This is a genomic window from Pseudomonas sp. MONT-RG-20F-20-E-7-02 (genome assembly GCF_022662395.1).
GTDB lineage: Bacteria > Pseudomonadota > Gammaproteobacteria > Pseudomonadales > Pseudomonadaceae > Aquipseudomonas.
In genome coordinates this window covers 268,673-292,588 of the sequence record NZ_JAKNQN010000003.1, presented here as the reverse complement: position 1 = coordinate 292,588, position 23,916 = coordinate 268,673, and the positions used below count along the sequence as shown (strand labels likewise).

Here is a 23,916-nt window from a genome sequence, read left to right as displayed (position 1 = left end):
GGACGGCCCGCAGGGTTTTGCCATGTTCGAAAAACTGTTGATCGCCAACCGTGGCGCCATCGCCTGCCGCATCCTGCGCACGTTGCGTGAGCTGCACGTCAAGGGCGTCGCCGTGTACGCCGAAGCCGACGCGGCCAGCCTGCATATCCAGCAAGCCGACGAAGCCTACAGCCTCGGTGAAGGCGCGGCAGCCGGCACCTACCTGGCGGTGGAAAAGATCCTCGCCACCGCCAAGGCCTGTGGCGCCACGGCCATACACCCCGGCTATGGCTTTCTCTCGGAAAACGCCGCCTTCGCGCAAGCCTGTGAAAGCGCCGGTATCGCCTTCGTCGGGCCCACGCCCGAACAGCTGCGGGTGTTCGGCCTCAAACACACCGCGCGCGCCTTGGCCAAGCACCACCACATTCCATTACTGGAAGGCACCGAACTGCTCGACAGCCTCGACACTGCGCTGTTGGCCGCCGACACGCTGGGCTACCCGGTGATGCTCAAAAGCACTGCCGGCGGTGGCGGCATCGGCATGCGCGTGTGCCGCAGCGCGGCCGAATTGAGCGAGTCGTTCGAGGCGGTCAAACGCCTGGGGCAGAACAATTTCAGCGACGCCGGTGTGTTTATCGAGAAGTACATCGAGCACGCTCGCCACCTCGAAGTGCAGGTGTTCGGCGACGGCGCGGGTGAAGTCGTCGCCCTCGGTGTGCGCGACTGTTCCGTGCAGCGGCGTAACCAGAAAGTCCTCGAGGAAACCCCCGCGCCGAACCTGCCCGACGGCATGGCCGAGGCCTTGTGCGCGGCCGCCATCACCCTGGCCAAGGCGGTGAATTACCGCAGCGCCGGCACCGTGGAATTCATCTTTGACAGCGCCGACGGCCGCTTCTACTTCCTCGAAGTGAACACGCGGCTGCAGGTGGAACACGGCGTGACCGAGCAAGTCTGGGGCGTCGACCTGGTGCGCTGGATGGTGCTGCTGGCGGCGGGTGAAATGCCGCCGTTGCACACCCTGGAATTGAACCCCCACGGCCATGCGATTCAGGCGCGGCTGTATGCGGAAGACCCGGGCAAGGATTTCCAACCGAGCCCAGGCCTGTTGACCCGCGTGGACTTCCCGATTGCCGATGGGCTGCGCATCGACACGTGGGTCGAAGCCGGCTGCGAGATTGCGCCGTACTTCGACCCGATGATCGCCAAGCTCATCCGTTGGGCGCCGACCCGCGAACAGGCGCGCCTGGGTTTGCATCAGGCATTGAGCGACAGCCAGCTCTACGGCGTGGAAACCAACCGCGATTACCTGCGCCAGATCCTGCTCGCCCCGCCCTTCGCCAGCGGCCGCCCATGGACGCGCTGCCTGGAAGACCTGGTCTACCGCGCAAACACCTTTGAAGTGCTCAGTGCCGGCACGCAAACCAGTGTGCAGGATTATCCTGGGCGCCTCGGCTACTGGGCCGTCGGCGTGCCGCCCTCAGGGCCGATGGACAGCCGCGCGCTGCGCCTGGGCAATCGCCTGCTGGGCAACAGCGACGGCGCGGCGGCGCTGGAAATCACCATGAACGGGCCATTGTTGCGCTTCAATTGTGCAGCGGTGATCGCCGTTACCGGGGCAGAAATCCCGCTGTTATTGAATGACCAAGCGGTGCCAATGAACACCGCGCTGCTGATAGAACCGGGCGCGGTATTGAGCCTTGGCACACTCGCAGGTTCGGGTGCGCGCAGTTACCTGTGCCTGCGTGGCGGGCTGCAAGTGCCGGACTACCTGGGCAGCAAAAGCACCTTCACCCTCGGCCAGTTTGGCGGGCACGGCGGGCGGGCTTTACGCGCGGGTGATGTGTTGCATGTTTTGCCATTGGCAGACGCCAGCGCCGGGCAGCAGTTGATCGCCGAACCGCTGACGGACGTGCGCACGCTGCGGGTCATTTACGGCCCGCACGGCGCGCCGGAATATTTCCTGCCGGAGTACATCGACACCTTCTTCGCCACCCAGTGGGAAGTGCATTTCAACTCCAGCCGCACCGGCGTGCGGCTGATCGGCCCCAAACCAGCGTGGGCACGCACGGACGGCGGCGAAGCGGGGCTGCATCCGTCGAACATTCATGACAATCCCTATGCAATTGGGGCAGTGGATTTTACCGGGGACATGCCGGTGATCCTGGGGCCGGACGGGCCGAGCCTGGGTGGGTTTGTGTGCCCGGTGACGGTGATTGAGGCGGACTTGTGGCAGCTCGGGCAACTCAAGGCAGGTGACAAGATTCGTTTCCAGCCCGTGGACCTCAAAACCGCCCGCGACCTCGCCTTGCAATGGGATCAATGTGGGAGCTGGTTTGCCGGCGATGCAGACAACTCGGTACTGCAGGCAGACCGCATGGATGCCATCGCGGGCAAGCCCGGCTCCCACACTGACCGAGGCCCACACAAGATTGAGTCGCCGGTGGTGTTGGACATTGGGCAAGACGACATCCGCCTCGTCGCGCGCCTCGCCGGCGACACCCATTTGCTATTGGAAATCGGCGCCCCCGAACTCGACCTGGTGCTGCGCTTTCGTGCCCACGCGCTAATGCAAGCCCTGCAAACCCGTGCCTTGCAGGGCGTGATCGACCTGACCCCCGGCATCCGCTCGCTGCAAATCCACTACCTGCCCGAACAACTGCCCCTGGCCGATTTGCTGCCGCTGATCACCAAGGAGTGGGCCGCCGTGTGCGCCACGCAAAACCTGCAAGTGCCCTCGCGCGTCGTGCACTTGCCGTTGTCGTGGGACGACCCGGCGTGCCAGTTGGCGATCGACAAATACATGACCACCGTGCGCAAGGACGCGCCGTGGTGCCCGAGCAACCTGGAGTTCATCCGGCGTATCAACGACCTGGCCAACCTCGATGAAGTGCGCCACACCGTGTTCGACGCCAGCTACCTGGTGATGGGCCTGGGCGACGTCTACCTCGGCGCGCCGGTGGCCACGCCGCTGGACCCGCGTCACCGCCTGGTCACCACCAAATACAACCCGGCGCGCACCTGGACCGCTGAAAACTCGGTGGGCATCGGCGGCGCCTACCTGTGTGTCTACGGCATGGAAGGCCCGGGCGGTTATCAGTTTGTGGGGCGCACGTTGCAGATGTGGAACCGCTATCGCGAAGTCGCGGCGTTTGACGGCAAGCCGTGGTTGCTGCGGTTCTTTGACCAGATTCGCTTCTATCCGGTGAGTGCGGATGAACTGGTGCAGATCCGCCGTGATTTCCCGTTGGGACGCTTCGCGTTGAGCATCGAACACAGCCAATTGAACCTGGCCGATTACCAGGCGTTTCTGGCGCGGGAAGCGTCGAGCATCGGCGCGTTTCGTGAGCATCAACAGCACGCGTTCAATGCCGAGCGCGAGCGCTGGATCGCCAGTGGCCAGGCGCATTACGACAGTGAAGAACTGGCCGCGCCGCAGGGGGAAGCCACGCCGCTGCTGGCCAACGAGGTCAGCGTCGACAGCCCGATCGCCGGCAACCTCTGGCAGGTTCAGGTGACGACCGGGGACCGGGTTGCGGCGGGCGATGTGCTGGTGATTCTTGAGTCCATGAAGATGGAAATTCCGGTAGTGGCGCCCTTCGCCGGCACCGTGCGCGAGATCCCGGTGCAACCCGGCAGCGGCATTGGCGCCGGGCAACGGGTGGTGGTGCTGGAACGTGACTGACTTTTCTTTTTACACAGGCGGACAAGCCATGAATCTGCAACTGGACAACCTGCGCAATGCCTACCTCAGCGGCGACACCACGCCGCGCGAATTACTGCTGCAGCTGCGCGAAAAAGCCGCGCAGTTGAACCCCGATTATCACCTGTTTATTCACCTGCTCAGCGTGGCGGAACTGGAGCCGTACCTGGCCGCACTTGACGCCCGTGAGCCGTCTGAACTGCCGCTGTTCGGCGTGCCGTTTGCGATCAAGGACAACATCGACCTGGCGGGCATTCCCACCACGGCGGCGTGCCCGGCGTTTGCCTATGTGCCGCCGCGCAGCGCGACGATTGTCGAGCAGTTGATCGCCTTGGGCGCGGTGCCGTTGGGCAAGACCAACCTCGATCAGTTCGCCACCGGGCTCAATGGCAGCCGTTCGCCGTATGGCGCTTGCCCTAACAGCGTGCTGCCCGAGTACCCGTCGGGCGGCTCCAGTGCCGGGTCGTCGCTGGCCGTCGCCCTGGGCGTCGCGAGTTTCGCCCTGGGCACCGACACCGCCGGTTCCGGGCGTGTGCCCGCCGCGCTGAATAACCTGGTGGGGCTCAAGGCGAGCAAAGGGCTGATCTCCACGGCGGGTGTGGTGCCGGCGTGCCGCACGCTGGATTGCGTCACCACCTTTACCCGCACCGCGCGCGAGGCCAGCCAATTGCTGGCGTTGACCGCCACGCTCGACCCGCTGGACGCCTACAGCCGCCAGAACCCGGCGTGGAATGACGCCTCGGCGTTTGGTGCGCCGCGGCCGTTTCGCTTTGGTGTGCCACGCACTCAGGACCTGGAGTTCTTTGGCTGCGAGCAAGGCCCACAGCTGTTCCAGCAGGCCATCGAGCGCCTGATTGCGCTGGGCGGCGAACCCGTCACGCTGGACCTGTCGCCCTTCCTCGAAGCCGCGCGCCTGCTCTATGAAGGGCCGTGGGTGGCCGAGCGCTACAGCGTCGCCGGTGAACTGATGGCACGTGAGCCCGAGGCGGTGCTGCCGGTGATTCGTGCCGTGCTGGCCAAGGCGCCTGCGGTGAGCGGCGTTGATACCTTCCGCGCGCAATACCGTCTGCAAACGTTAAAAGCGCACTGCGACCGCTTGCTGGACGGGCTCGATTGCGTGCTGACACCAACCATCGGTCGCCCAGTGACGCTTGAAGAACTGCGTGCCGAACCGGTGCTGCGCAATGCCGAACTGGGCTACTACACCAACTTCATGAACCTGCTGGACTACGCCGCCGTCGCCGTGCCCAGCGGTTTCATGGAAAACGGGTTGCCATGGGGTGTGACGTTGTTTGGCCGGGCGTTTACCGATCAATACCTGCTGGGCGTGGCCGACGCGTTGCAGCGCCTGCAGGATGCTTCGCTCAGCGCGCCGCCATGCCCTGCCAGCCATGACCGCACGCGGTTGGTGGTGTGCGGCGCGCACCTGCAAGGGCTGGCGCTTAACGGGCAATTGCTGCGCCGTGGGGCGTGCTTGCTCGAGTGCACCCATAGTTCGTCGGACTATCAACTGTTCGCCCTGGCCGGAGGGCCGCCCTATCGGCCTGGCATGCTGCGCGTCAGCGAAGGCGGCGTGGCCATCGAGGTGGAAGTGTGGGAGCTGCCGAGCGGCGAACTCGGCTCATTCCTCACCGGCATCCCCGCGCCATTGGGGCTTGGCAAGGTGCAACTGGCGGACGGGCGCTGGGAAACCGGCTTCATCTGCGAACCCTACGGCCTGGCGGGCGCCGTGGACATCAGCCACTTCGGCGGCTGGCGCGGCTACCTGCGCAGCTTGCAATAGCGCGGCGGCGCTGTATCGTGCGGGGAACTGCGCGATACAGCACGAACCGACATGACCACACCAACCCTCTGCCCCGCCTGCGGTGCCCGCAACGACTGCACCCTGGCCGATCCGCGCACCGCCGATCAAGCCTGCTGGTGCTACAGCGTCACCATCGACCCGGCGGTGCTTGCAGCCCTGCCGGATGAACTGCGCAACACCGCTTGCCTGTGCCCACGGTGTGCCCAGGTGGAGGCGCAATTGCGTGGGGCTACGCCTAAGTAATGCGCGTTGATCGTTTCCTCAGCAACCTGCCGCGTTTCAACCGTCAGCAAGTACGCCTGCTGCTGGTTGAGCGACGCGTGACGGTCGATGGCGTGGCCGTCAGCGATCCGCACCATGAAGTGCGCGAGTTCAGCCGCGTGTGTGTGGACGATGAGGTGCTGCAAGTCGGCAAACCGGCGCGCTATTTCATGCTGCACAAACCTCAAGGCTGTGTGAGCGCCACCACCGACCCGCAGCACCCGACGGTGCTCGACTTGCTGGATGAACCGGACAAGGGCGAGCTGCATATCGCCGGTCGTCTGGATTTCAATACCACCGGGCTGATGCTGATCACCAACGACGGCCAATGGTCGCGACGCCTGACCCAGCCGCAAACCAAGCTGCCCAAGGTTTACCGCGTGGAAACCGAGCAGGCCATCACCCCGGAGTACGCGGTGACGTTTGCAGCCGGTGTGTATTTCGCGTTCGAAGACCTCACCACCCAACCCGCCGAGCTGGAACTGTTGGGCCCGAAGACGGCGCGGCTGAGCATCGTCGAAGGCCGTTACCACCAGGTGAAGCGCATGTTCGGGCATTTCGATAACAAGGTGATCGGCTTGCACCGCGAGCGCATGGGGGCTTTGGTACTGGATGATTGGCTGGCGCCGGGCGAATATCGGGCGTTGACCGACGACGAAATCGCGCAAGTCTGACGACCGTTCGGCCGGTGATGGCAAAAAACCAGTTCGGCGCCTTGCGAGGTAGCACCTCTACTGCTTGAATCAAGACGTCAGCCAAATTATGACTGGCGAGTCGCCTATAACCTCCAAGAAACACCTTGCCGCGCCCGCGCTTGATCCACGGGCCTCTCAGGCAAACAGCCCGCCATAACAACAGCCGTCGGCCAACCGTCATCGGACCGGCATGGGCGCTCATCTTCCAGGCGTATGCCTACCTGTCATAAAGCTCGTGCAGAGTGATCTGCGCGCCCTACCCGCTTGCCAGGAGTCTTACGACATGAGGCCAGAAATCGCTGTGTTGGATATACAGGGTCAGTATCGGGTTTACACGGAGTTCTATCGCGCGGATGCTGCTGAAAAGACCATCATCCTGGTCAACGGCTCCATGGCCACCACGGCCTCTTTCGCCCAAACCGTGAAAAGCCTGTACCCGCAATTCAACGTGGTTTTGTACGACCAGCCCTACGCTGGCCGCTCCAAAATCCATAACCGCCATGAGCAGATGCTGACGAAAGAAGTCGAAGGCCAGATTCTGCTGGAGCTTATCGACCACTTCGCCGCCGAACACGTGCTGTCGTTTTCCTGGGGCGGTGCCGCCACGCTGGTTGCCCTGGCCCATCGGCCCCGCCGCGTGGAAAAGGCGGTGATCAGCTCGTTCTCGCCGGTGATCAACGCACCGATGCGCGACTACCTTGAGCGCGGCGTCGACTACCTCGGCAACCTCGACCGCGACCGCGTCGGCCACCTGGTCAACAGCACCATCGGCAAGCACCTGCCGTCGCTGTTCAAACGTTTCAACTACAAACACGTGAGCAGCCTGGCCGAACACGAATATGGGCAGATGCACTTTCACATCAGCCATGTGCTTAACAGCGACCGCTTGTGCTACCTCAAGGCCGCCCGGCAGATCAATATTCCAGTGCTGTTTTTAAATGGCGAATGGGACGAATACACCAGCGCCGAGGATGCCAAGCTGTTTGGCCAGCACGTGGCGAACAGCAGCTTCAGCACTGTCCAGGCCACCGGGCACTTTCTGGACATGGAGCACAAGGCGGCCTGCCGCGACAGCCGTGATGCAGTGGTGGGCTTTTTGCAACCCCAGCGGCAGGTGAGTCGGTTGCGTTATCACCAGGGCCAGAGTCAGCATGCCTTTGCAATCTGAACTAACCACTCATGTGGGAGCCGGGCTTGCCCGCGATGCAGGTGCCGTGGTCGGTCAGTCACGGCCCGGCGATGCTATCGCAGGCAAGCCAGCTCCCGCAGGCGCCTGGTGGATGCAACTCGCACATTTTTCGAAGAAAAACTTCAAATCTCGACGAACATCTGGTACAAAGTCAGCCGCTCTGAGCGGGTATAGTTTAATGGTAGAACAGTAGCTTCCCAAGCTTCCGACGAGGGTTCGATTCCCTCTACCCGCTCCACTCAGATTCAGCGCTTGCGTCAGGAAAGTTCTGGCGCAGGATGCATAAAAAAACCGGCCCTTGGTGGCCGGTTTTTTTATGGGCGCGATTTGAAGAATTCGCCATTCGTCTCGCGCAAACCTGTACAAATCAATATTAATGTACAAGTATCAGTGACAAGCGTTGGCGCTTCGCCGCGCACCATCACGTTCACGGAATCTGGCCATGACACGTCTATTGGTTTCATTGTTGCTGGTGTTGAGTGTGAGCAGTTGCGGCAACGTAGGCGTCGATCATTACGCCGACCAGAAGCCGCAACTGGACCTGGAGCGCTTCTTCAGCAAGCCCGTCAAGGCCTGGGGGATTTTCCAGAAGCGCTCGGGGGAAGTGGCCAAGCGCTTTGAGGTCAATATCGCCAGCCGACGCGAGGGCAACGCCTTGATTCTCGACGAGCGCTTCCTCTACAGCGATGGCACGCGCCAACAGCGAGTATGGACGCTGACACCGGATGGCCCGGGACGCTGGCGCGGTCGGGCGGGCGATGTGGTCGGCGAGGCGATCGGAGAGGTGGCAGGCAACGCACTGCGTTGGCGCTATCGACTCAACCTACCCGTGGACGGCTCGGTCTACGAGGTCAGCTTTGATGACTGGATGTACTTGATGGACGACGACACCTTGATCAACCGTTCCAGCATGACCAAGTTCGGCGTCGAATTTGGCCAGGTCACGTTGTTCTTCCGGCGCCAATGAATGGCTCACAGTGAGGCTGAATCATGAACTTGAAAATGCTGACCGAATTGGCCGTTAACGGCGAGGTACGCGAGCTGGAGTTGCTGTCGCTGGAGGGTGGCTTCTACATCGCGCGTGTCAGGCTGGATCATGCCGAGATGACGCTTTTGGACGATGTTGGCGAGCCAATGCGCATAGGCTCCACCACGCATTTGCGCAACCTGTTGCAACGGGTTCCGCCGTTTCCGTGCGTGCTGGTGCAGCACTGTGTGCACGATGAAATGTGCGGTGTTCGGGAAGGGCCGATTGGTGCGTTGCGTGTTCCGTTTACGTTGAGCACATCGTTCTGAAGGGGCCGCAAAGAGACACCGGCAATTCCAAGTAATAAAACCCCATAAAGATCGTTTGAAATCAATTCTTCATTCGCGTCATTCTCCCGAACTTAATCGTAACGATGCTTTAAGAAAGAGCATTTTGATATCGGCCTGCTGACACGACCAATCATCCCAAGCGTACGATTTTGCACCAATAGTATGATAGATTTTACGCTATCAATTAATGGCAGGAAGATTTCCCAATGGGAACCGTACGTAAAACCATCACCGTTACCGACCAGCAAGACGGCTGGATCAAGGCGCAGATTGAAGCAGGCCATTACACCAACGACAGCGAATACATCCGTGATTTGATCAGGCGTGAACAAGAACGTAGCGCTGAAATTGAATCCATCCGAGCTGCGTTGAGGGAAGGCGAGTCCAGCGGCGAACCTCGCCCATTCAACCCCGATGAGTTCAAGAGAAGAATGTTAAAAACCCATGGCTGAATACCGACTTACACCCGCAGCAGAGCGAGACCTTGAAGGCATCTGGTTTTACAGCGCTCAGACGTGGGGAGTCGAACAGGCCGACCGTTACATAGACATCATGACGAAGGCGTTCGAGCAACTGACGCAACAGCCAAAAGCTGCCCCAGCCTGCGACGACATCAGCCCAGGCTACCGCCACCAAATCATTGAGAGGCACACAATTTATTTTCAGATCAGCACGTATGGAATAAAGGTCGTGCGTGTCCTGCACAATCGAATGGATAGATTGCGCATCATGTAATTGCCAGGGTCAACTCGACTCATTCGTCCCCCGCCGCACCACCCACGCCAACGGCAACGTCACCAACAACATCCCCGCCAGCACCATTACCGCCACCGGCACACCCAGCGCATCCCCCACGCCGCCAAACACCACCGGTGCCAGCGCGCCGCCGCCAATCGTGCCGGTGTAGAACACCGCGAAGGCTTGTTCGCGCTTGCCTGCGCCTGCCAAGTCGGGCACTGCGCCGTACAGCACCGAAGACGTGCCGTTCAGCGCCAAGCCCAGCAGCGGCAACATCACCATCAAGCCACTCAACGGCAGGTACACGGCGGCGACGATCAGCAGCGCCGTGCTGGTTTCCGTCAGCCAGACGGTTTTCATCATGCCGATGCGGGCACCGAGGTAGCCGCAGAGCAATTTGCCGAACGCGCCGCCAATGAACAGCATCGTCAGCGCCAGGCCGATGCCGGCTGTTCCTGCGCCTTTGGCTTGCAGCAAAAATGGCAGAAAGGTCAGAAAGCCCATGCGCACAGCGCTGTCGAGGGTGCCGGTGAGGATCAGGGCGCGTAACCCTGTAACTGACCCCGTCCCACTGCGCGCCCTGGCTTTTTTTGTGACCCCGGATTCGGCAACCGGCGCAGGCACCAACCACCACAACAACCCCGCTGCCACCAAGCCAAGCAGCCCCAGCAACGTCGCACTGGCGCGCCAGCTGATGACGGTGAGTAGCAAGCCGACCAACCCTGGAATCAGGGTTTTGCCGATATCGCCGCAGAAGTTGTACTGGGACAAGGCCTGCTTGACTCCGCCGCCGTCCTCATAAGCGTCGGTGATCATTGAGGAAGCCAGCGGGTGTTGGGTGCTGGCGCCCAACCCACCGAGCAACAACGCCAACAGCAACATCATCAGCCCTGTGGCTTGCCCGACCAGTAAGTACGCCACACCCGCCAGCGCAGTGCCGCCGACCAGCAACGTTACGCGGCCCCAGCGTTTGGCGGCGCGGCTGGCCATGAGTTGGAACACGGCCATCATCCCGGAATAAGCACCGCGCAAAAGGCCGATCTGGGCATAGGAAAGAGCGAACTGCGCTTGCCAGATCGGCAGCTGCACGTAGATCACGTCAGTCAGGCCATCGTGTACCGCATGGGCGCTGCAGCCGGCGATCAGCGCACGGCGGCGGCTGGACGTTTCGTTGGCAGGCAAGGCAACGGTGTCGTTCATGGGGTTTGGATCAGCTCAGGTTTAAGGGGCTTCCAGCCGGTCAGGGCGATCAGCAGGGTCAACACTTGAAAACCGATAATCAGCGCCACGCAGCCCGCCCAGCCCCAATGCTCCCAGATCAACGCAGGGGCGATGGCACCGCAACTGCCGCCCAGGTAATAACACGTAAGGTAAACCCCTACCGCGCCAGATTTATTGTCGCCGGCGGTGGCGCTGATGAAGGCATTGGCGGCGGCCTGGGCGAGAAACACGCCAGTGGAACTGAGCGCCAAACCCACCACGATGCACCACAGCGACGGTGCCAGGGTCAGCGCCGAACCACTGACGCCAAGCACGGCGGCAACCGCCAGCAGTTCGGCGTGGGGCCGAGCTTTGCTGAGGCGACCTGCGACAGGAATTACGATCAAGGCCAGCAGGAACACCATGTAAAGCGTGCCCAGCGCCGCAGGCCCCAGGTTGAACGGTGGTAGGCCAAGGTACAAACCGGCATAGGTAAACGCCGCGACCTGGGAGAACAACACGCAAAATCCTACGGCGTACGCTGCCAGCAAAGGTTGGCGAAACACGCCTGAGGAAGAGACTTTGCGCCGCTCGCTTCGCGGCTGGTTAGCGGGCAACAGAAACTGAATAAACCCACCGACCATCAGGCTGAGTGCCGCCAGCAACTCAAAGGCTTCCCGCCAGCCGACATATTCAGTCATCACGCCGGTGACGAAACGTCCGGCGAACCCACCCAGCACAGTGCCCGCCACATAAAGGCTGGTGACCTCGGTCACCGTTGCGCCACGCCAACGGTCGCCGATGTAGGCCACGCTGGTGGCAAACACCACGGGTATCAACATGCCTTGCACAAACCGCCACACCAGCACTTGGGCAAAGCTGTCGGCATAGGCGGTCATCAGTGCCGGCAGCGCCAACAACAGCGCGGCCACGGCGATCACTGTGCGCTGCTCAAAGCGCCCCGTCAGTCGGCTGACAAAGGGCGCAGTGATCGCCACGGCCAAGGTGGTGACCGTGATGCTCCACCCCGCTTCCTTGGCGCTGATATGAAACTGCGTGGCGAAGGTTTGCAGGATGCTCTGGGTCGCATAGAGATTCAGAAACGCCGCGCAGCCACACAGAAACAGGGCCAGGCGGGCACAATGCAGGCGCGCTCTCATGAAACCTCTCGTTTTATTTTGTACGGTCTTTATAGAATGGCCGACGGGTCTGAAACCAATACCGATTTCGAACCGATCAATACCCAAGGATCAGGATGCTCGACCTACGCAAGCTGCGTTACTTTCTGACGGTCGCCGAAGAATTGCACTTCGGCCGTGCTGCACTTCGCCTGCACCTGGCCCAGCCGCCGCTGACCCGACAGATTTCTGCGTTGGAGACGGAGCTGGGCTTCAAGCTGTTTGATCGCACCAGCCGGACGGTGTCCCTCACCGCCCAGGGCCGTGCGTTCTTGCCCTACGCGCGCGGCGTGTTGGAGCAGGTTGAACTGGCGCAGGTGATCGCTGGCAAATTGGCGGCGGGCACCGCAGGCCAATTGGCACTCGGGTATGTCAGCTCAATCGCTTTATCGGATCTGTTCAGCCAGGCGATCCAGGCCTTCGCCCAGCGCTTTCCCGATGTGCAGCTGACCTTGGTGGAGTGCGCCTCGGGCAGCCTGGGCGCGCAGCTGGCGGATGGACGGCTGGATATCGGGCTGAGCCGGCTGTTGCCACAAACCGCAGACGTCCACGCATTGTCGCTGGGTGAAGAGCGGTTAGTGGCGGCGGTGTCCAGTGACAGCCCGTTGGCCGCACTGGCCGACGTCAGCCTGGCCCAGCTCAATGCCTATCCATTGATCCTGTTCCCGCCAGATTATGGGTCGGGGCTGAACCAGTCCATTGAGCAGCTGTACCGACACCATGGCGTGCCCCTGCGAGCCGGGCCGACCGGGCGGCAGATCACCTCGATCATTGCACTGGTTGCCGCCGGGCAAGGCGTGGCACTGGTGCCTGAATGTACGCAAAGTTTGATGAACAAGGGCGTGACCTATAAACCGATGATCGAAGCAGATGCCTGTGCGCAATTGCTGGCACTGACGCCGGCAACCCGGAAAAGTGTATTGGCTGAAGCATTTCTGGCCGTTCTCGAGCAGGTTTTACATACCGCGTAACACCTCGAAAAACCCCGCAATACGTCTCTCCGGCGCCATTCCCAGGCGCTCATACACTTCATTCAACGCTTACCGAAACGCCGGTCATCGACCGTCGGTAGGTAGAGTGTTGATAATTTTTATTCAGTGGTTATAGTCACCACCAACACACACCACAAGGAGGTGTTGTGGATAGCCGATATTTGATAGGTCACATCGTTGCGGACGGCTGGTATCTGGTGCGCACCCGAGGCAGTCATCATCACTTCAAGCACCCGACAAAACCGGGCCTGGTGACGATTCCTCATCCAAAGAAGGACCTGTTGGACAAGACTGCCAAGAGCATTTTGAAACAGGCCCTGTTGAGCTGACCGTCCCCTGGAGGGCAATAAACATGCTTTACCCCATCGCAATTTCAACCGGTGACGAGGACCACGCCTGGGGCGTGGAAGTCCCGGATATTCCTGGCTGCTACTCAGCTGGCGATGACCTGGACGAGGCCATGGCCATGGCCCGGGAGGCCATCGAGGGGCATTTCGAGATCCTCGCGGAAGATGGCGCGCCGATTCCCACGGCGCAAAAAGTCACCTTGCACGCGGCCAACCCCCAATACGCTGGCTGCACCTGGGCTGTGGTCGACATAGATGTCACCAAATACCTGGGCAAAGCGCAGAAGCTCAACATTACCTTGCCGGGTTATCTGTTGAACCGCATTGATGAATATGTGCTGAACCACCCGGAGGAAAAAAGTCGTTCGGGGTTTCTGGCGTCAGCCGCGCTGAAGGTATTGCAACAGGACCGATGATCTAACCGAATTCAATCGCAAGAAACGTAGTTTCCAATTGAACAAGGTGCTCTAAATTCCAATACCATCCCACGCCAAGGAGCCCGATCATGCCCTATCAATACACGTTCATGCCCTCCCCCGTCGGCCAGCTCACCCTGGTGGCGCGCAACGGCAAGCTCAACGCCATCCTGTGGGAAAAAGAACGCGCCAACCGCGTGCCTTTGGGTGAGTTGCATGAAGCCAACGACAGCCCGGTGCTAGTGGAAGCCGAGCGTCAGTTGCGTGAATACTTCGCCGGCACCCGCAACCAATTCGAGCTGGAGCTGGACTTCACCGGCACCGCCTTTCAAAAACAGGTCTGGCAGGCGCTGCTGACCATCCCCTTTGGCGAAACCCGCAGCTACAGCCAGATCGCCCAGCAGATCGGCAACCCCAAGGCCGTGCGGGCGGTGGGCGCTGCCAACGGGCGCAATCCGATTTCGATCATTGCGCCCTGCCACCGGGTGATAGGTGCGTCAGGCGGGCTAACCGGGTTTGCCGGCGGTCTGCAAGCCAAGCAGTATTTGCTTGCGCTGGAAGGCAAGGGCCAAGCGGAACTGGGGTTCTAAGGCGTGCGCGACAAAAACGTACAACTTTGTTCACACGCTAAATTGTAAAAAGAAATTTCAAAGCACGGCTGCGGTCCATAATTTCATCACCCACCTGTAAAGGAAAAAACGGTCATGAAATTCTCCGCAGTCTCCCAATCTCTGTCCCGCTGGGCAGGCAGTGCCCGGACGTTCTATGCGGCCGTTGCATTGATTTTCCTGTGGAGCCTGAGCGGGCCGTACTTCCACTATAACGACACCTGGCAGCTGATCATCAACACCTCGACCACCATCATTACCTTCCTGATGGTGTTCCTGATCCAGAACACGCAAAACCGCGACAATGACATCCTGCACATCAAGATCGACGAATTGCTGCGCGTCTCCAAGGATGCGCAGAACGCCGTACTGAGCCTGGATGGCCTGGACCGCAAAGAGCTGGAAAAACTGCGTAATGAATACCGCAGTATTGGTGCCACCGGCAGCGTCAGCCTCAACAGCAGTTGCGGTGAAACAGTGGACGATGCCGTGCAGAACAAAACCGATCTGAACCAGGCATAAAAAAACGGCGGTTGGAAATCATCCAATCGCCGTTCTTGTTTCGAGTGCCGGACTCAACCGTCGCCTTGATGACCTTTACCGTAGGTCGACGCCAGGGCGCGGGCTTTTTGCAAACGCTCTTCCAGCTTAGGCAGTGTCTCGTCCACCAGGGCTTTTATCTCTGGCACATCCGAAGCCGCGCCTTCTTTCTTGAACAGGGCGATAGCGTCTTCGTTTTCCTTGACCTGCTGCGCGGTATAGGCGGCGTCAAAGGAGTCGCCGTCCTTGAGTTCAGGCATCAGGGTTTCAGCCTTGTCGACGATCTTCTCGCGCGGCGCCACCGGCAGGTCGAGCTTCTTGGCAATCGCTGCCAAGTGCTGATTAGCCAGAGTGCGTTCGTTGATCACCTCAATGGTGTAATCCTTGATTTCCTGGGACGAGGTCTTGGCGTGGGCCATGCGACTGGTTTCGATATCGGCCATGCCTTTGGCCGAAGCCTGCTCGATGAATTCAGCAGGCGACTGGGCGAAAGCATTGCTGGCGCCGAGGCCCAGCAGCATCGCGAAACTGGCGGTGCGTAACCGGATAGCCATGCGGCTCATGATGGGTTCCTCCAGGGCAAAAATAAGTGCGAGGACATACACCCCGCCCTGAATTCGAATTTTCAGGGCGGCAAAGGTTTAGAAAAAACTTCCCAGTGCGACGAACGGTCGTGATCACTTCAGGCCGGTTTGCTGCCAAAAAGACCCGGCAACGCGTGTGCCAGGGCATTAATGGCGAAGCCGATAAACATCACGCCGCAGAGCCTGGTGATCAGGATTTCATGGCGCTGATACACCGTGCGCACGCGCTGGGCGCCCACCACGCCGATCAGAATCGCGTAGGCCAGCAGGCCGCCAATAAAGCTCAGGAAGATCAGCGACGGCAGCATCGCCCACGTCAGCAGCTCGGCACGGCTGGACAAAAGCGCCGTAAATGTCGCTACGGCCACCGGGTAAGCCTTGGGGTTGGTCAGGCCGAACAAGATACCGTGCCAGAACGGATGCCGCGCCGCGCCCTGTGGCGCATCGCTGCTGCGACGCTGGGTGCGAATGGCGCGCCAGCCGAGCCAGAACAGGTACAAACCGCTGAGTACGCCGAGTACATCAAACGCACTGCTGCCCACTTCACGCGCGCCCACAATGGCGATCAGCGCGGTACTGCACCACACCACGTCACCGAGCAGATGCCCGCACAAAAAACCTGCCCCGGCGCGACGGCCGCGCGCAGCACCGATGCCGAACACGGCCAGCACGCCAGGACCCGGCGTAATCCCGTAGATAAAACCTGAAGCGAGGACGGCGAACAGCAAGGATGGGGTCATGGTCGCGACTCTGACGGACGGTTGAGAGGTGCAGGGATTCTGCACGTTCTGGCGTTAAGGGTAAAACTTCATGCCAGCATAAGGCTTGGCACGACAGGCTTGCAGACGCGATGCCAAATCGCCCACATGGGCTTCGAGCTTGTGCCCATCGGGGTCGAGAAAATAGAACGAGGCGCCTTCACTGCGGTTGTCGCGCCACTCTTGCACCTGCGCGGCGCGCAGGCGCTCCACTAACGCAGTGAAATCACGAGCATCGGCCGTAAACGCATAGTGAGTGTATTCCGCCGCCGGTGCCGTCGGGCGCAAAGGGTCGAGCGACAAACACAGCCACAAACCGGGCAACGAGAGGTAGGCGCCGTTGTCCCACGTGGCGTCGAGCTGAAGTTGCAGCAGGTCATGATAGAAGCTGACGCTGCGGTTCAAATCGGTGACGGCAAGGGTCAGGTGGTTGAAGCCTGAGAGCATTTTTTGTTTTCCCTGTTATCAATGATCGTCGGACACTACAGCCTGCACCTGGGCCAGGGCTTCCGTCAGTGGCGCCGCCAATTCCAACGCGCGCACAGTAGGCACCAAGGCGCCGCCCTGGCGCACCAGCAAAGGGTCATTCAGTAAGTCCCGCAAGCGCGTCAACGCATGGCTGACGGCCGGCTGGCTCAAGTGCAGACGCTCAGCCGCACGGGTGACATGCTGCTCGCTGAGCAAGGCATCCAGAATCACCGGCAGGTTGAGGTCGATGCGACGCAGATCATTCATCATCTGCATGCTCAGTATAAGAGTCTGGAATTTAAATTTTCGCGACGAATAGCCCAGAGTCCAGCAAAACCTCTGGGAGAGTTGCCATGACGACGCTGCACTGGGTGGGTTTATTGGCGCTGGCGGTTATCGCCGGCGCCGTGGTGCCGTTTCAAAGCGCGATCAACGCCAACCTCGGGCGCGGGCTCGGCCATCCGTTGTGGGCCACCCTGGCCTCACTGCTGGTGAACATTATCGTGCTGCTGCCGGTGATTCTGGCGATGCGTCTACCGCTGCCGAGCCTGGCGTTTATCACTAAAGCGCCACTGTGGATGTGGGCCGGTGGAGCGCCAACTGACAACGCCCCGCGTACTGGGGCGTTGTTATTGATGGGCGGCGTGGTGTTGATTCAGTTCAGCAGCGCGCCTGCCCGAGCGTGGGCGACGGCGGGCTGATCAGCCCTTGTCCAGCGTGCGCAATTTTTGCGGCAAGCCCCACAACAGCAGCGCCGCCGCCAACAGCGCGCACACGCCAATCACGTACAGCGCCGGGGTGGTGCTGCCAGTGAGGTCTTTGATGCGCCCCACCATCACCGGGCTGACAATGCCGCCGAACTGCCCCAATGTGTTGATCACCGCGATGCCACCGGCGGCACCGGCACCAGCGCCTGCCAGCAGTTTGGGCGGCAAGGTCCAGAAGGTCGGGATCGAGGCGATGATGCCCGCGCCCAACATGCCCAGGGCGATGATCAGGAAAGTGGTGTGGTCGGCAAAAATCCCGGCGCAGAAGAAGCCCACCGCACCCAACACCACCAGGCCGCAGACAAACTTGCGCCGTTCGCCGGTGGCGTCCGACAGCCGCCCGATCACCACCATGCTGATTGCGCCGCACACATAGGGGATCGCAGTGAGCAAGCCGATCATCACCGGGCTTTGGGTGCCGGCGCTGCGGATCAATTGTGGCGCCCAGAAGTTGAGGCCGTAAGACGCGACCTGGATCAGGAAGTAGATAAACCCGAGCATCAAGAAGCCAGGAATGCGGATCGCCGACAGCAGCGAACCACCGTGTGAGTTCGGCTCATGCTTGGCGATTCGGCTCGACAGCAAGGTCTTTTCCGCCGGTGTCAGCCACTGTGCGTCTTCAATTCGGTCCTTGAGCAACGTCAGCACCAGAAAGCCCAGGCCGATGCACGGCAAGCCGCCGAGCAGAAACAACCAATGCCAGCCGCGCATTTGCAGCACGCCGTCGAGATGCTCCAACACCAGGCCGGAGAACGGCGCGCCGACCAACCCCGCGAAAGCGGACGCCAGGAACAGCAGCGAGGTGATGCGCCCACGGAAGTGCTGCGGGAACCACAACGTCAGGTAATACAGCACGCCCGGCGCAAACCCCGCCTCCATCGCACCAATGATGAAACGCAGGCCGTAGAACTGCCATTCGGCGGTGACAAATACCATCGCCGCCGTGGCCAGGCCCCACGACATCATGATCCGCGCGATCCAGCGGCGCGCGCCGACCTTGTACAGCATCATGTTGCTCGGCACCTCGAAAATCACATAACCCACCACGAACAAACCTGCGCCCAGGCCGTAAGCGGTGTCGCTCAGGCTCAAATCGGTTTGCAGCTGGAACTTGGCGAAGCTGATGTTGATGCGGTCAAAAAACGCGAACAGGTAGCACACCATGATCAGTGGCATCAGGCGCCAGGCGACCTTGCTGACCAGGGCTTTTTCGGCATCGATCTCAGCGGCCGGGCGCAGGCCCGCCTCCAACGTATTAGTGCTCATGCTTTCTCTCCAGCGGGCTGCTCAACGGCGCCCGATTGTTTTTGTTGTCTGGTGTGGCGTTACAGCGTGGCGATGTAGCCGGGCGGCGGATGCAGGTCGCTATTGCGCCCGGCCTTGGCGACCTGGCCAGGCAGGTCATGGCCAAGCAGCGCCGGCAGTCGGCGAGACATATGCAACAGGTGCGGCAGATCGATGCCGGTGTGAATCCCGACCTCGTCGCACAGGTTGACCAGATCTTCAGTGCAGATATTGCCCGAGGCTCCCGGCGCAAACGGGCAACCACCGAGGCCGCCTAAGGCCGCATCAAAACGCCGGGCGCCGGCCTCGTAGGCCGCCAGCACATTGCACAAGCCCAGGCCGCGGGTGTTGTGAAAATGCAGGGTCAGATCGCTGGCAGGCACATGCTGCAATACACGCGTGACCAGGCGTTCAACCTGGCGCGGGTTGGCCATGCCGGTGGTGTCGGCCAGGGTGATGCCCTGAATGCCCAACTGGCGGTAGGCATCGACGATTTGCAGCACGCGGTCTTCATCAATCTTGCCTTCGAACGGGCAGCCGAAGGTGGTGGCGATGCTGCCGTTGAGGCGCACCGGGTAGTCGCTGGCGAAGCTGACGATGTCTTCAAACGCCGCCAATGACGCCTCGCAACGCATGCGCATATTCGCCAGGTTGTGGGTCTGGCTGGCGGACATCACCAGGTTCAGCTCATCGGCGCGGGACTCGACGGCGCGCTGGGCGCCCTTGAGGTTGGGGATCAACGCCACATAGATCACACCGGGCTTGCGCGCGATGCCCTGGAACACGTGTTCGCCATCGCGCAACGCCGGAATCGCCTTAGGCGAGACGAACGAACCCGCCTCGATTCGCGAAAAACCCGCCAGGGACAGTTCGTTGATCAGCGTGATCTTGTCGGCGGTTTCTACCCAGGTCGGTTCGATTTGCAGGCCATCGCGCGGGGACACTTCCTGCACGATCAGCGGGTCGCAATAGTCAGTGATCATTGCACCACTCCCGAGGTTTTCAGGCGTTGGATATCAGCCTCGGTCAACCCAAGGCCAGTGAGGATGTCGTCGGTGTGTTGGCCCAGTGCCGGGCCTTGCCAGTTCACTGCGCCAGGGGTTTCGGAGAGCTTGGGCACGATGCCGGGCATTTTCACCGACACACCACCGGGCAGCTCGGCATTGAGCAGCATGTCACGCGCCTGGTAGTGCGGGTCGCTGACGATATCGGCCACCGAGTAGATGCGCCCGGCAGGCACTTCGGCGGCTTCCAGGGCGGCGAGCACCTGGTCGATGGGCAGGCTGCTGGTCCAGTGGGTGATCGCCGCATCCAGCAAGCCACTTTTCGCCGCGCGGCCATCGTTGTGGGCAAACTCCGGCGCTTCGGCCAGGTCGGCGCGGCCGATGGTCATCATCAGACGCTTGTAGATCGGGTCGCTGTTACCGGCAATGACCACGTAGGCGCCATCGGCGGTCAGGTAAGTGTTGGACGGTGCGATGCCGGGCAAGGCGCCACCGCTGCGCTCACGCACATGGCCGAGCATGTCGTATTCGGGCACCAGGCTTTCCATCAGGTTGAACACGCTTTCGGCCAGGGACACATCGACTATCTGCCCGTCGCCCTGCCCGGTCTTGACCCGCAGCAGCGACATCAGCGCACCGATCACGCCGTGCAGTGACGCCAGGGAATCGCCCAGGCTTACGCCGACCCGCGCCGGTGGCGAATCCGGGTTGCCGGTGGTGTAGCGAATGCCGCCCATGGCCTCGCCGATGGCACCGAAGCCTGGGCGATCACGGTAAGGGCCGGTCTGGCCGTAGCCGGAGATACGCACCAGGGTCAGCTTGGGGTTGAGTGCGTGCAGCACATCCCAGCCCAGGCCGAGTTTTTCCAGGCCGCCGGGGCGCAGGTTTTCGATCAGCACGTCGGCGTCGCCCAGCAGTTGCTTGATCAAGCCCAGGCCTTGCGACGACTTCAGGTCCAGGGCCAGCGACTTTTTGTTGCGCGATTGCAGGTACCACCACAGTGAAGTGCCTTCGTGCAGCTTTCGCCATTTGCGAAGTGGATCGCCCTGGCCCATGGCTTCGATCTTGATCACCTCGGCGCCAAACTCGGCCATCATCCGGGCGGCGAACGGCGCGGCAATCAGGGTGCCGATCTCAACCACCTTGATACCGCTCAATGGAGCCGTCATGGGGTGTGCCTCTTATCCTTGGAATGTGTGGCCAAGACTAGAGGACTGAAAGAGCAGAAATCCAACCGTCAGTTGGCAAGGAGCGTTCGCGAAACGCGAACACTCAGGTAATCGAACAGTAGCCGGCTGACCGGCGACAATTGCGCTTCATCACGCACCACCAGAATCAAACGGCGATCTGACCACGCATCTGTCAGCGGCACCGCGTGTAACCCCAGCGCGTGGCCGAACAGTTCATAGGCTTTTTGCGGCAGGATACCGATGCCCATATTCGCCTGGACCATGCGGCACATCGCATCAAACCCCGGCACATGGATGCGCAGGCGCAGCATCTTGCCCGCCTCGCGCGCGGCGGCGTGGGTGCGCATGTTGATCGAGCTGGCGGCATGCAGGCCGACGTAGTCGCTGTCGAGGGTTTCGGCGAAGGCCAGGGTGTGGCGGCTGGCCAACGGGTGATCCGCCGGCATCAGCACCACCAGCTTGTCGTGGCGATAGGTCACGCTGGGCAGGCCTTTGGTGTCGGTGTCGCTGGAGCAGATACCCAGGTCGGCCACGCCATCCAGCACGCCCTGCACCACGCCGTTGCTGGGGCGCTCTTCCAGATCGGTTTTGACTTCGGGATGCAGCGCGGAAAAATCCCGCAGGTCTTCCGGAAGGAATTGAATGATCGCCGACAGGTTGGCCAGCATGCGCACATAACCGCGCACGCCATGGCTGTGCTCACCCAGCTCCAGGCCCATTTTCTCGACGTTGAACAGCATCTGCCGCGCATGGTGCAACAGGGTTTCACCCGCAGCGGTGAGGTCCATGCCCTTGGCCCGGCGCACGAACAGGCTCACGCCCAGCACCTGTTCCAGCTCCATCAGGCGCTTGCTCGCCGCCGACACCGCAATCGCTTCGCGGGCGGCGGCGCGGGTCAGCGTGCCTTCCTCGAACACTGCCACGAACAGCTGCAGCGTGATCAGGTCGAGGCGACGCACCAGGCTTTTGTGCAACATCAGCTGCGCTCGGCGGCCAGTCGATTGATCTCGGCCTGCTCCACCACCGCCTGCGGCGCGCCATGGCGCACGGCTGCCAGCATTGCCTGGCCGACGGTCTCGGTGCTCACCACCCAGCCGGGTTTGAGCCGACGCACAAACGTGAGCAGCGGCCCGAGTACGGAATAGAAGGATTGGTACAACGGCGTTTTCGAGCGCACGCCATGCAACGGCTGAATCACCCCGGGCCGGAACAGATACACCGCCTTGAACGGCAGGCGCAGCAAAGCGTTTTCGGTCTTGCCCTTGACCCGCGCCCACATCGACCTGCCCGCCTCGGAGCTGTCGGTGCCGGCGCCGGATACGTAGATGAACGTCATCTGTGGGTTGAGCCGCGCCAACGTGCTGGCCGCGACCAAGGTCAGGTCATAGGTGAGGTGGGTGTACTTGGTTTCATTCATGCCCGCCGACGAAACGCCGAGGCAGAAGAAGCACGCATCAAAGCCTTGCAGCAGGTTTTCCAGCGGCTGGAAATCCAGCATGTCGCTGTGCAGCACCTGGTGCAGCTTGCCGTGTTCCTGGGTCAAGGCCGTACGGCCGACCGCCACGACTTCCTGCACGTCAGCGGCCAACAGGCACTCGCGCAGCACGCCCTGGCCGACCATGCCGGTGGCGCCGAATAACAGAACTCTCATGGGGGGACCTCAGCGGCAAGCCGCAAGCTTCATGCTCTAGTTAAATGCCGTTCAGCTTGTAGCTTACCGCTTGCAGCGTGCGACTGCCCCCTTTAGAAAGCGTTGCGAAAGATCTCCTCGATCTGGCGTTGATCCGCCCGCCGTGGGTTGGTCAGGCCGCACGCATCCTTCAACGCATTGGTGGCCAGCAGCGGAATGTCCTGCAACTTGGCGCCCAATTCGCGCAAGCCGGCCGGGATCTCAACGTCGAGGGCCAAGGTGCGAATCGCGGCGATGGCGGCCTGGGCGCCCTCTTCCGGGGTAATACCCTTGATGTCGGCTCCCAATGCGCGCGCCACGTCACTCAAGCGCTTGGCGCACACACTGGCGTTGAAACTTTGCACATGGGGTAGCAACACTGCGTTGCACACGCCGTGTGGCAGGTCGTAAAGGCCGCCGAGTTGGTGGGCCATGGCGTGCACAAAGCCCAGGGACGCGTTATTGAAGGCCATGCCGGCGAGGAATTGCGCATACGCCATGTTTTCCCGCGCGGCCTTGTCGCTGCCATCGCGTACCGCCAGGCGCAGGTTGGCGCTGATCAGCTCGATGGCCTTGATGGCGCAGGCGTCGGTAATCGGGTTGGCGGCGGTGGACACGTAGGCTTCGATGGCGTGAGTCAGCGCGTCCATGCCGGTGGCGGCGGTGAGGCCCTTGGGCATGCCGACCATCAGCGCCGGGTCGTTGACCGACAGCAGCGGCGTGACGTTGCGGTCGACGATGGCCATTTTCACGTGGCGGGTTTCGTCAGTGATGATGCAAAAGCGCGTCATCTCGCTGGCCGTGCCGGCGGTGGTGTTGATGGCCACCAGTGGCAGCTGCGGCTTGCTCGACTGATCGACGCCTTCGTAGTCGCCGATATGCCCGCCATTGGTGGCGCACAACGCGATGCCCTTGGCGCAGTCATGGGGCGAGCCGCCGCCCAAAGACACCACGAAATCGCAGGCACTGCGCTGCAACAGCGCCAGGCCGTTCTCGACGTTTTCGACATTGGGGTTGGGCTTGGCGCCGTCGTAGATCACCGAGTCGATGTCCTGCATCGCCAGTTTCTCGGCGATCATGCTGGCCACGCCCGCCTTGGCCAGGCCCACGTCGGTGACGATCAGCGCCTTGCGAAAGCCGTAGTTGCGGATGGCGATCATGGCTTCGTCGAGGCAGTCGGTGCCCATGATGTTGACGGCGGGAATGAAAAAGGTGCTGCTCATGGTCA

26 protein-coding genes, 1 tRNA gene and 1 pseudogene are annotated in these 23,916 nt (G+C 61.4%); 16 read left to right on the top strand and 12 right to left on the bottom strand.

Annotated features, from left to right (window positions below):
• Nucleotides 1-22 precede the first annotated feature (22 nt).
• The 10 genes from uca (at nt 23) to L8I05_RS10340 (ending at nt 9,680) form a co-directional block, all read left to right on the top strand.
• A complete protein-coding gene (uca, locus tag L8I05_RS10385; protein ID WP_242168758.1) occupies nt 23-3,661 on the top strand; it encodes an urea carboxylase in 3,639 nt (1,212 codons plus the stop codon).
• Nucleotides 3,662-3,689: 28 nt separating this feature from the next.
• The gene (atzF, locus tag L8I05_RS10380; RefSeq protein WP_242168756.1) at nt 3,690-5,462 is read left to right on the top strand and encodes an allophanate hydrolase; all 1,773 of its coding nucleotides are present in this window, start codon (nt 3,690-3,692) and stop codon (nt 5,460-5,462) included.
• Between the two features lie 51 nt (nt 5,463-5,513).
• Nucleotides 5,514-5,726 (top strand): cysteine-rich CWC family protein, encoded by a 213-nt coding sequence (locus L8I05_RS10375; protein WP_159954801.1) that lies wholly within the window; start codon nt 5,514-5,516, stop codon nt 5,724-5,726.
• Nucleotides 5,726-6,418, top strand: a complete 693-nt coding sequence (locus L8I05_RS10370) for a pseudouridine synthase (RefSeq protein ID WP_242168754.1) — start codon at nt 5,726-5,728, stop codon at nt 6,416-6,418. Before L8I05_RS10375 ends, L8I05_RS10370 begins: the two co-directional genes overlap by 1 nt.
• A 304-nt stretch (nt 6,419-6,722) precedes the next feature.
• Nucleotides 6,723-7,607: an alpha/beta hydrolase gene (locus tag L8I05_RS10365; protein ID WP_242168752.1), complete on the top strand. Its 885-nt coding sequence runs from the start codon at nt 6,723-6,725 to the stop codon at nt 7,605-7,607.
• A gap of 185 nt (nt 7,608-7,792) precedes the next feature.
• Nucleotides 7,793-7,866: transfer RNA gene (locus L8I05_RS10360), tRNA-Gly, on the top strand.
• Nucleotides 7,867-8,070: 204 nt separating this feature from the next.
• The gene (locus L8I05_RS10355) at nt 8,071-8,595 is read left to right on the top strand and encodes a DUF3833 domain-containing protein (RefSeq protein WP_177016159.1); all 525 of its coding nucleotides are present in this window, start codon (nt 8,071-8,073) and stop codon (nt 8,593-8,595) included.
• Between the two features lie 23 nt (nt 8,596-8,618).
• Entirely contained in the window at nt 8,619-8,924 is a 306-nt protein-coding gene (locus tag L8I05_RS10350) for a DUF6482 family protein (RefSeq protein ID WP_242168750.1), read from the top strand.
• 227 nt (nt 8,925-9,151) lie between these two features.
• Complete coding sequence (locus L8I05_RS10345; RefSeq protein WP_242168748.1) at nt 9,152-9,397, top strand: type II toxin-antitoxin system ParD family antitoxin; 246 nt, start codon at nt 9,152-9,154, stop codon at nt 9,395-9,397.
• On the top strand, nt 9,390-9,680 hold the full coding sequence (locus L8I05_RS10340) for a type II toxin-antitoxin system RelE/ParE family toxin (RefSeq protein WP_242168746.1): 291 nt from the start codon (nt 9,390-9,392) through the stop codon (nt 9,678-9,680). The genes L8I05_RS10345 and L8I05_RS10340 overlap by 8 nt, the downstream gene beginning before the upstream one ends.
• 9 nt (nt 9,681-9,689) lie before the next feature.
• Here L8I05_RS10340 and L8I05_RS10335 read toward each other — a convergent pair whose 3' ends face one another.
• Together L8I05_RS10335 and L8I05_RS10330 are read right to left on the bottom strand one after the other, a co-directional pair.
• Nucleotides 9,690-10,883: an MFS transporter gene (locus L8I05_RS10335; RefSeq protein WP_242168744.1), complete on the bottom strand. Its 1,194-nt coding sequence runs from the start codon at nt 10,881-10,883 to the stop codon at nt 9,690-9,692.
• Nucleotides 10,880-12,043, bottom strand: a complete 1,164-nt coding sequence (locus L8I05_RS10330) for an MFS transporter (RefSeq protein ID WP_242168742.1) — start codon at nt 12,041-12,043, stop codon at nt 10,880-10,882. Before L8I05_RS10330 ends, L8I05_RS10335 begins: the two co-directional genes overlap by 4 nt.
• A 95-nt stretch (nt 12,044-12,138) precedes the next feature.
• On the opposite strand from L8I05_RS10330, the gene L8I05_RS10325 reads away from it, so the two are divergent.
• The 5 genes from L8I05_RS10325 to L8I05_RS10305 all read left to right on the top strand — a co-directional run bounded on the left by L8I05_RS10325 (nt 12,139) and on the right by L8I05_RS10305 (nt 14,946).
• Nucleotides 12,139-13,032, top strand: coding sequence for a LysR family transcriptional regulator (locus L8I05_RS10325; protein ID WP_242168740.1), 894 nt, complete (start codon nt 12,139-12,141; stop codon nt 13,030-13,032).
• A 167-nt stretch (nt 13,033-13,199) separates the two neighbouring features.
• On the top strand, nt 13,200-13,382 hold the full coding sequence (locus tag L8I05_RS10320; protein ID WP_017736377.1) for a type II toxin-antitoxin system HicA family toxin: 183 nt from the start codon (nt 13,200-13,202) through the stop codon (nt 13,380-13,382).
• Between the two features lie 23 nt (nt 13,383-13,405).
• Nucleotides 13,406-13,816, top strand: coding sequence for a type II toxin-antitoxin system HicB family antitoxin (locus tag L8I05_RS10315; protein WP_159954791.1), 411 nt, complete (start codon nt 13,406-13,408; stop codon nt 13,814-13,816).
• A gap of 89 nt (nt 13,817-13,905) precedes the next feature.
• Entirely contained in the window at nt 13,906-14,406 is a 501-nt protein-coding gene (locus L8I05_RS10310) for a methylated-DNA--[protein]-cysteine S-methyltransferase (protein WP_242168738.1), read from the top strand.
• Between the two features lie 114 nt (nt 14,407-14,520).
• Nucleotides 14,521-14,946: a low affinity iron permease family protein gene (locus L8I05_RS10305; RefSeq protein WP_159954789.1), complete on the top strand. Its 426-nt coding sequence runs from the start codon at nt 14,521-14,523 to the stop codon at nt 14,944-14,946.
• Nucleotides 14,947-14,999: 53 nt separating this feature from the next.
• Here the strand turns inward: L8I05_RS10305 and L8I05_RS10300 are convergent, their stop codons facing one another.
• The 4 genes and pseudogenes from L8I05_RS10300 to L8I05_RS10285 form a co-directional block, all read right to left on the bottom strand.
• Nucleotides 15,000-15,527, bottom strand: coding sequence for a DUF4142 domain-containing protein (locus tag L8I05_RS10300; protein ID WP_005785958.1), 528 nt, complete (start codon nt 15,525-15,527; stop codon nt 15,000-15,002).
• A 119-nt stretch (nt 15,528-15,646) separates the two neighbouring features.
• Nucleotides 15,647-16,288 (bottom strand): LysE family translocator, encoded by a 642-nt coding sequence (locus L8I05_RS10295; RefSeq protein ID WP_242168736.1) that lies wholly within the window; start codon nt 16,286-16,288, stop codon nt 15,647-15,649.
• Between the two features lie 54 nt (nt 16,289-16,342).
• Nucleotides 16,343-16,753 carry a fosfomycin resistance glutathione transferase gene (fos, locus tag L8I05_RS10290; protein ID WP_242168734.1) on the bottom strand — a complete coding sequence of 137 codons (411 nt, stop codon included), beginning with the start codon at nt 16,751-16,753 and terminating at the stop codon, nt 16,343-16,345.
• Between the two features lie 30 nt (nt 16,754-16,783).
• Nucleotides 16,784-17,050, bottom strand: a pseudogene (locus L8I05_RS10285) (LysR family transcriptional regulator); the annotation flags it as partial.
• 77 nt (nt 17,051-17,127) lie between these two features.
• Between L8I05_RS10285 and L8I05_RS10280 the strand changes: the two are divergent.
• The gene (locus L8I05_RS10280) at nt 17,128-17,475 is read left to right on the top strand and encodes a DMT family transporter (RefSeq protein WP_242168733.1); all 348 of its coding nucleotides are present in this window, start codon (nt 17,128-17,130) and stop codon (nt 17,473-17,475) included.
• Here the strand turns inward: L8I05_RS10280 and L8I05_RS10275 are convergent, their stop codons facing one another.
• The 6 genes from L8I05_RS10275 to yiaY all read right to left on the bottom strand — a co-directional run bounded on the left by L8I05_RS10275 (nt 17,476) and on the right by yiaY (nt 23,911).
• On the bottom strand, nt 17,476-18,807 hold the full coding sequence (locus tag L8I05_RS10275; RefSeq protein ID WP_242168731.1) for an MFS transporter: 1,332 nt from the start codon (nt 18,805-18,807) through the stop codon (nt 17,476-17,478).
• 59 nt (nt 18,808-18,866) lie between these two features.
• Nucleotides 18,867-19,808, bottom strand: a complete 942-nt coding sequence (locus L8I05_RS10270; protein ID WP_242168729.1) for a hydroxymethylglutaryl-CoA lyase — start codon at nt 19,806-19,808, stop codon at nt 18,867-18,869.
• Nucleotides 19,805-20,998, bottom strand: a complete 1,194-nt coding sequence (locus L8I05_RS10265; protein ID WP_242168727.1) for a CaiB/BaiF CoA-transferase family protein — start codon at nt 20,996-20,998, stop codon at nt 19,805-19,807. The genes L8I05_RS10270 and L8I05_RS10265 overlap by 4 nt, the downstream gene beginning before the upstream one ends.
• A gap of 68 nt (nt 20,999-21,066) precedes the next feature.
• A complete protein-coding gene (locus L8I05_RS10260) occupies nt 21,067-21,996 on the bottom strand; it encodes a LysR substrate-binding domain-containing protein (protein ID WP_242168725.1) in 930 nt (309 codons plus the stop codon).
• Nucleotides 21,996-22,670, bottom strand: a complete 675-nt coding sequence (locus tag L8I05_RS10255; protein ID WP_242168723.1) for an NAD(P)H-binding protein — start codon at nt 22,668-22,670, stop codon at nt 21,996-21,998. Before L8I05_RS10255 ends, L8I05_RS10260 begins: the two co-directional genes overlap by 1 nt.
• A 92-nt stretch (nt 22,671-22,762) precedes the next feature.
• Nucleotides 22,763-23,911, bottom strand: coding sequence for an L-threonine dehydrogenase (yiaY, locus tag L8I05_RS10250; protein ID WP_242168721.1), 1,149 nt, complete (start codon nt 23,909-23,911; stop codon nt 22,763-22,765).
• Between the last annotated feature and the right edge of the window lie 5 nt (nt 23,912-23,916).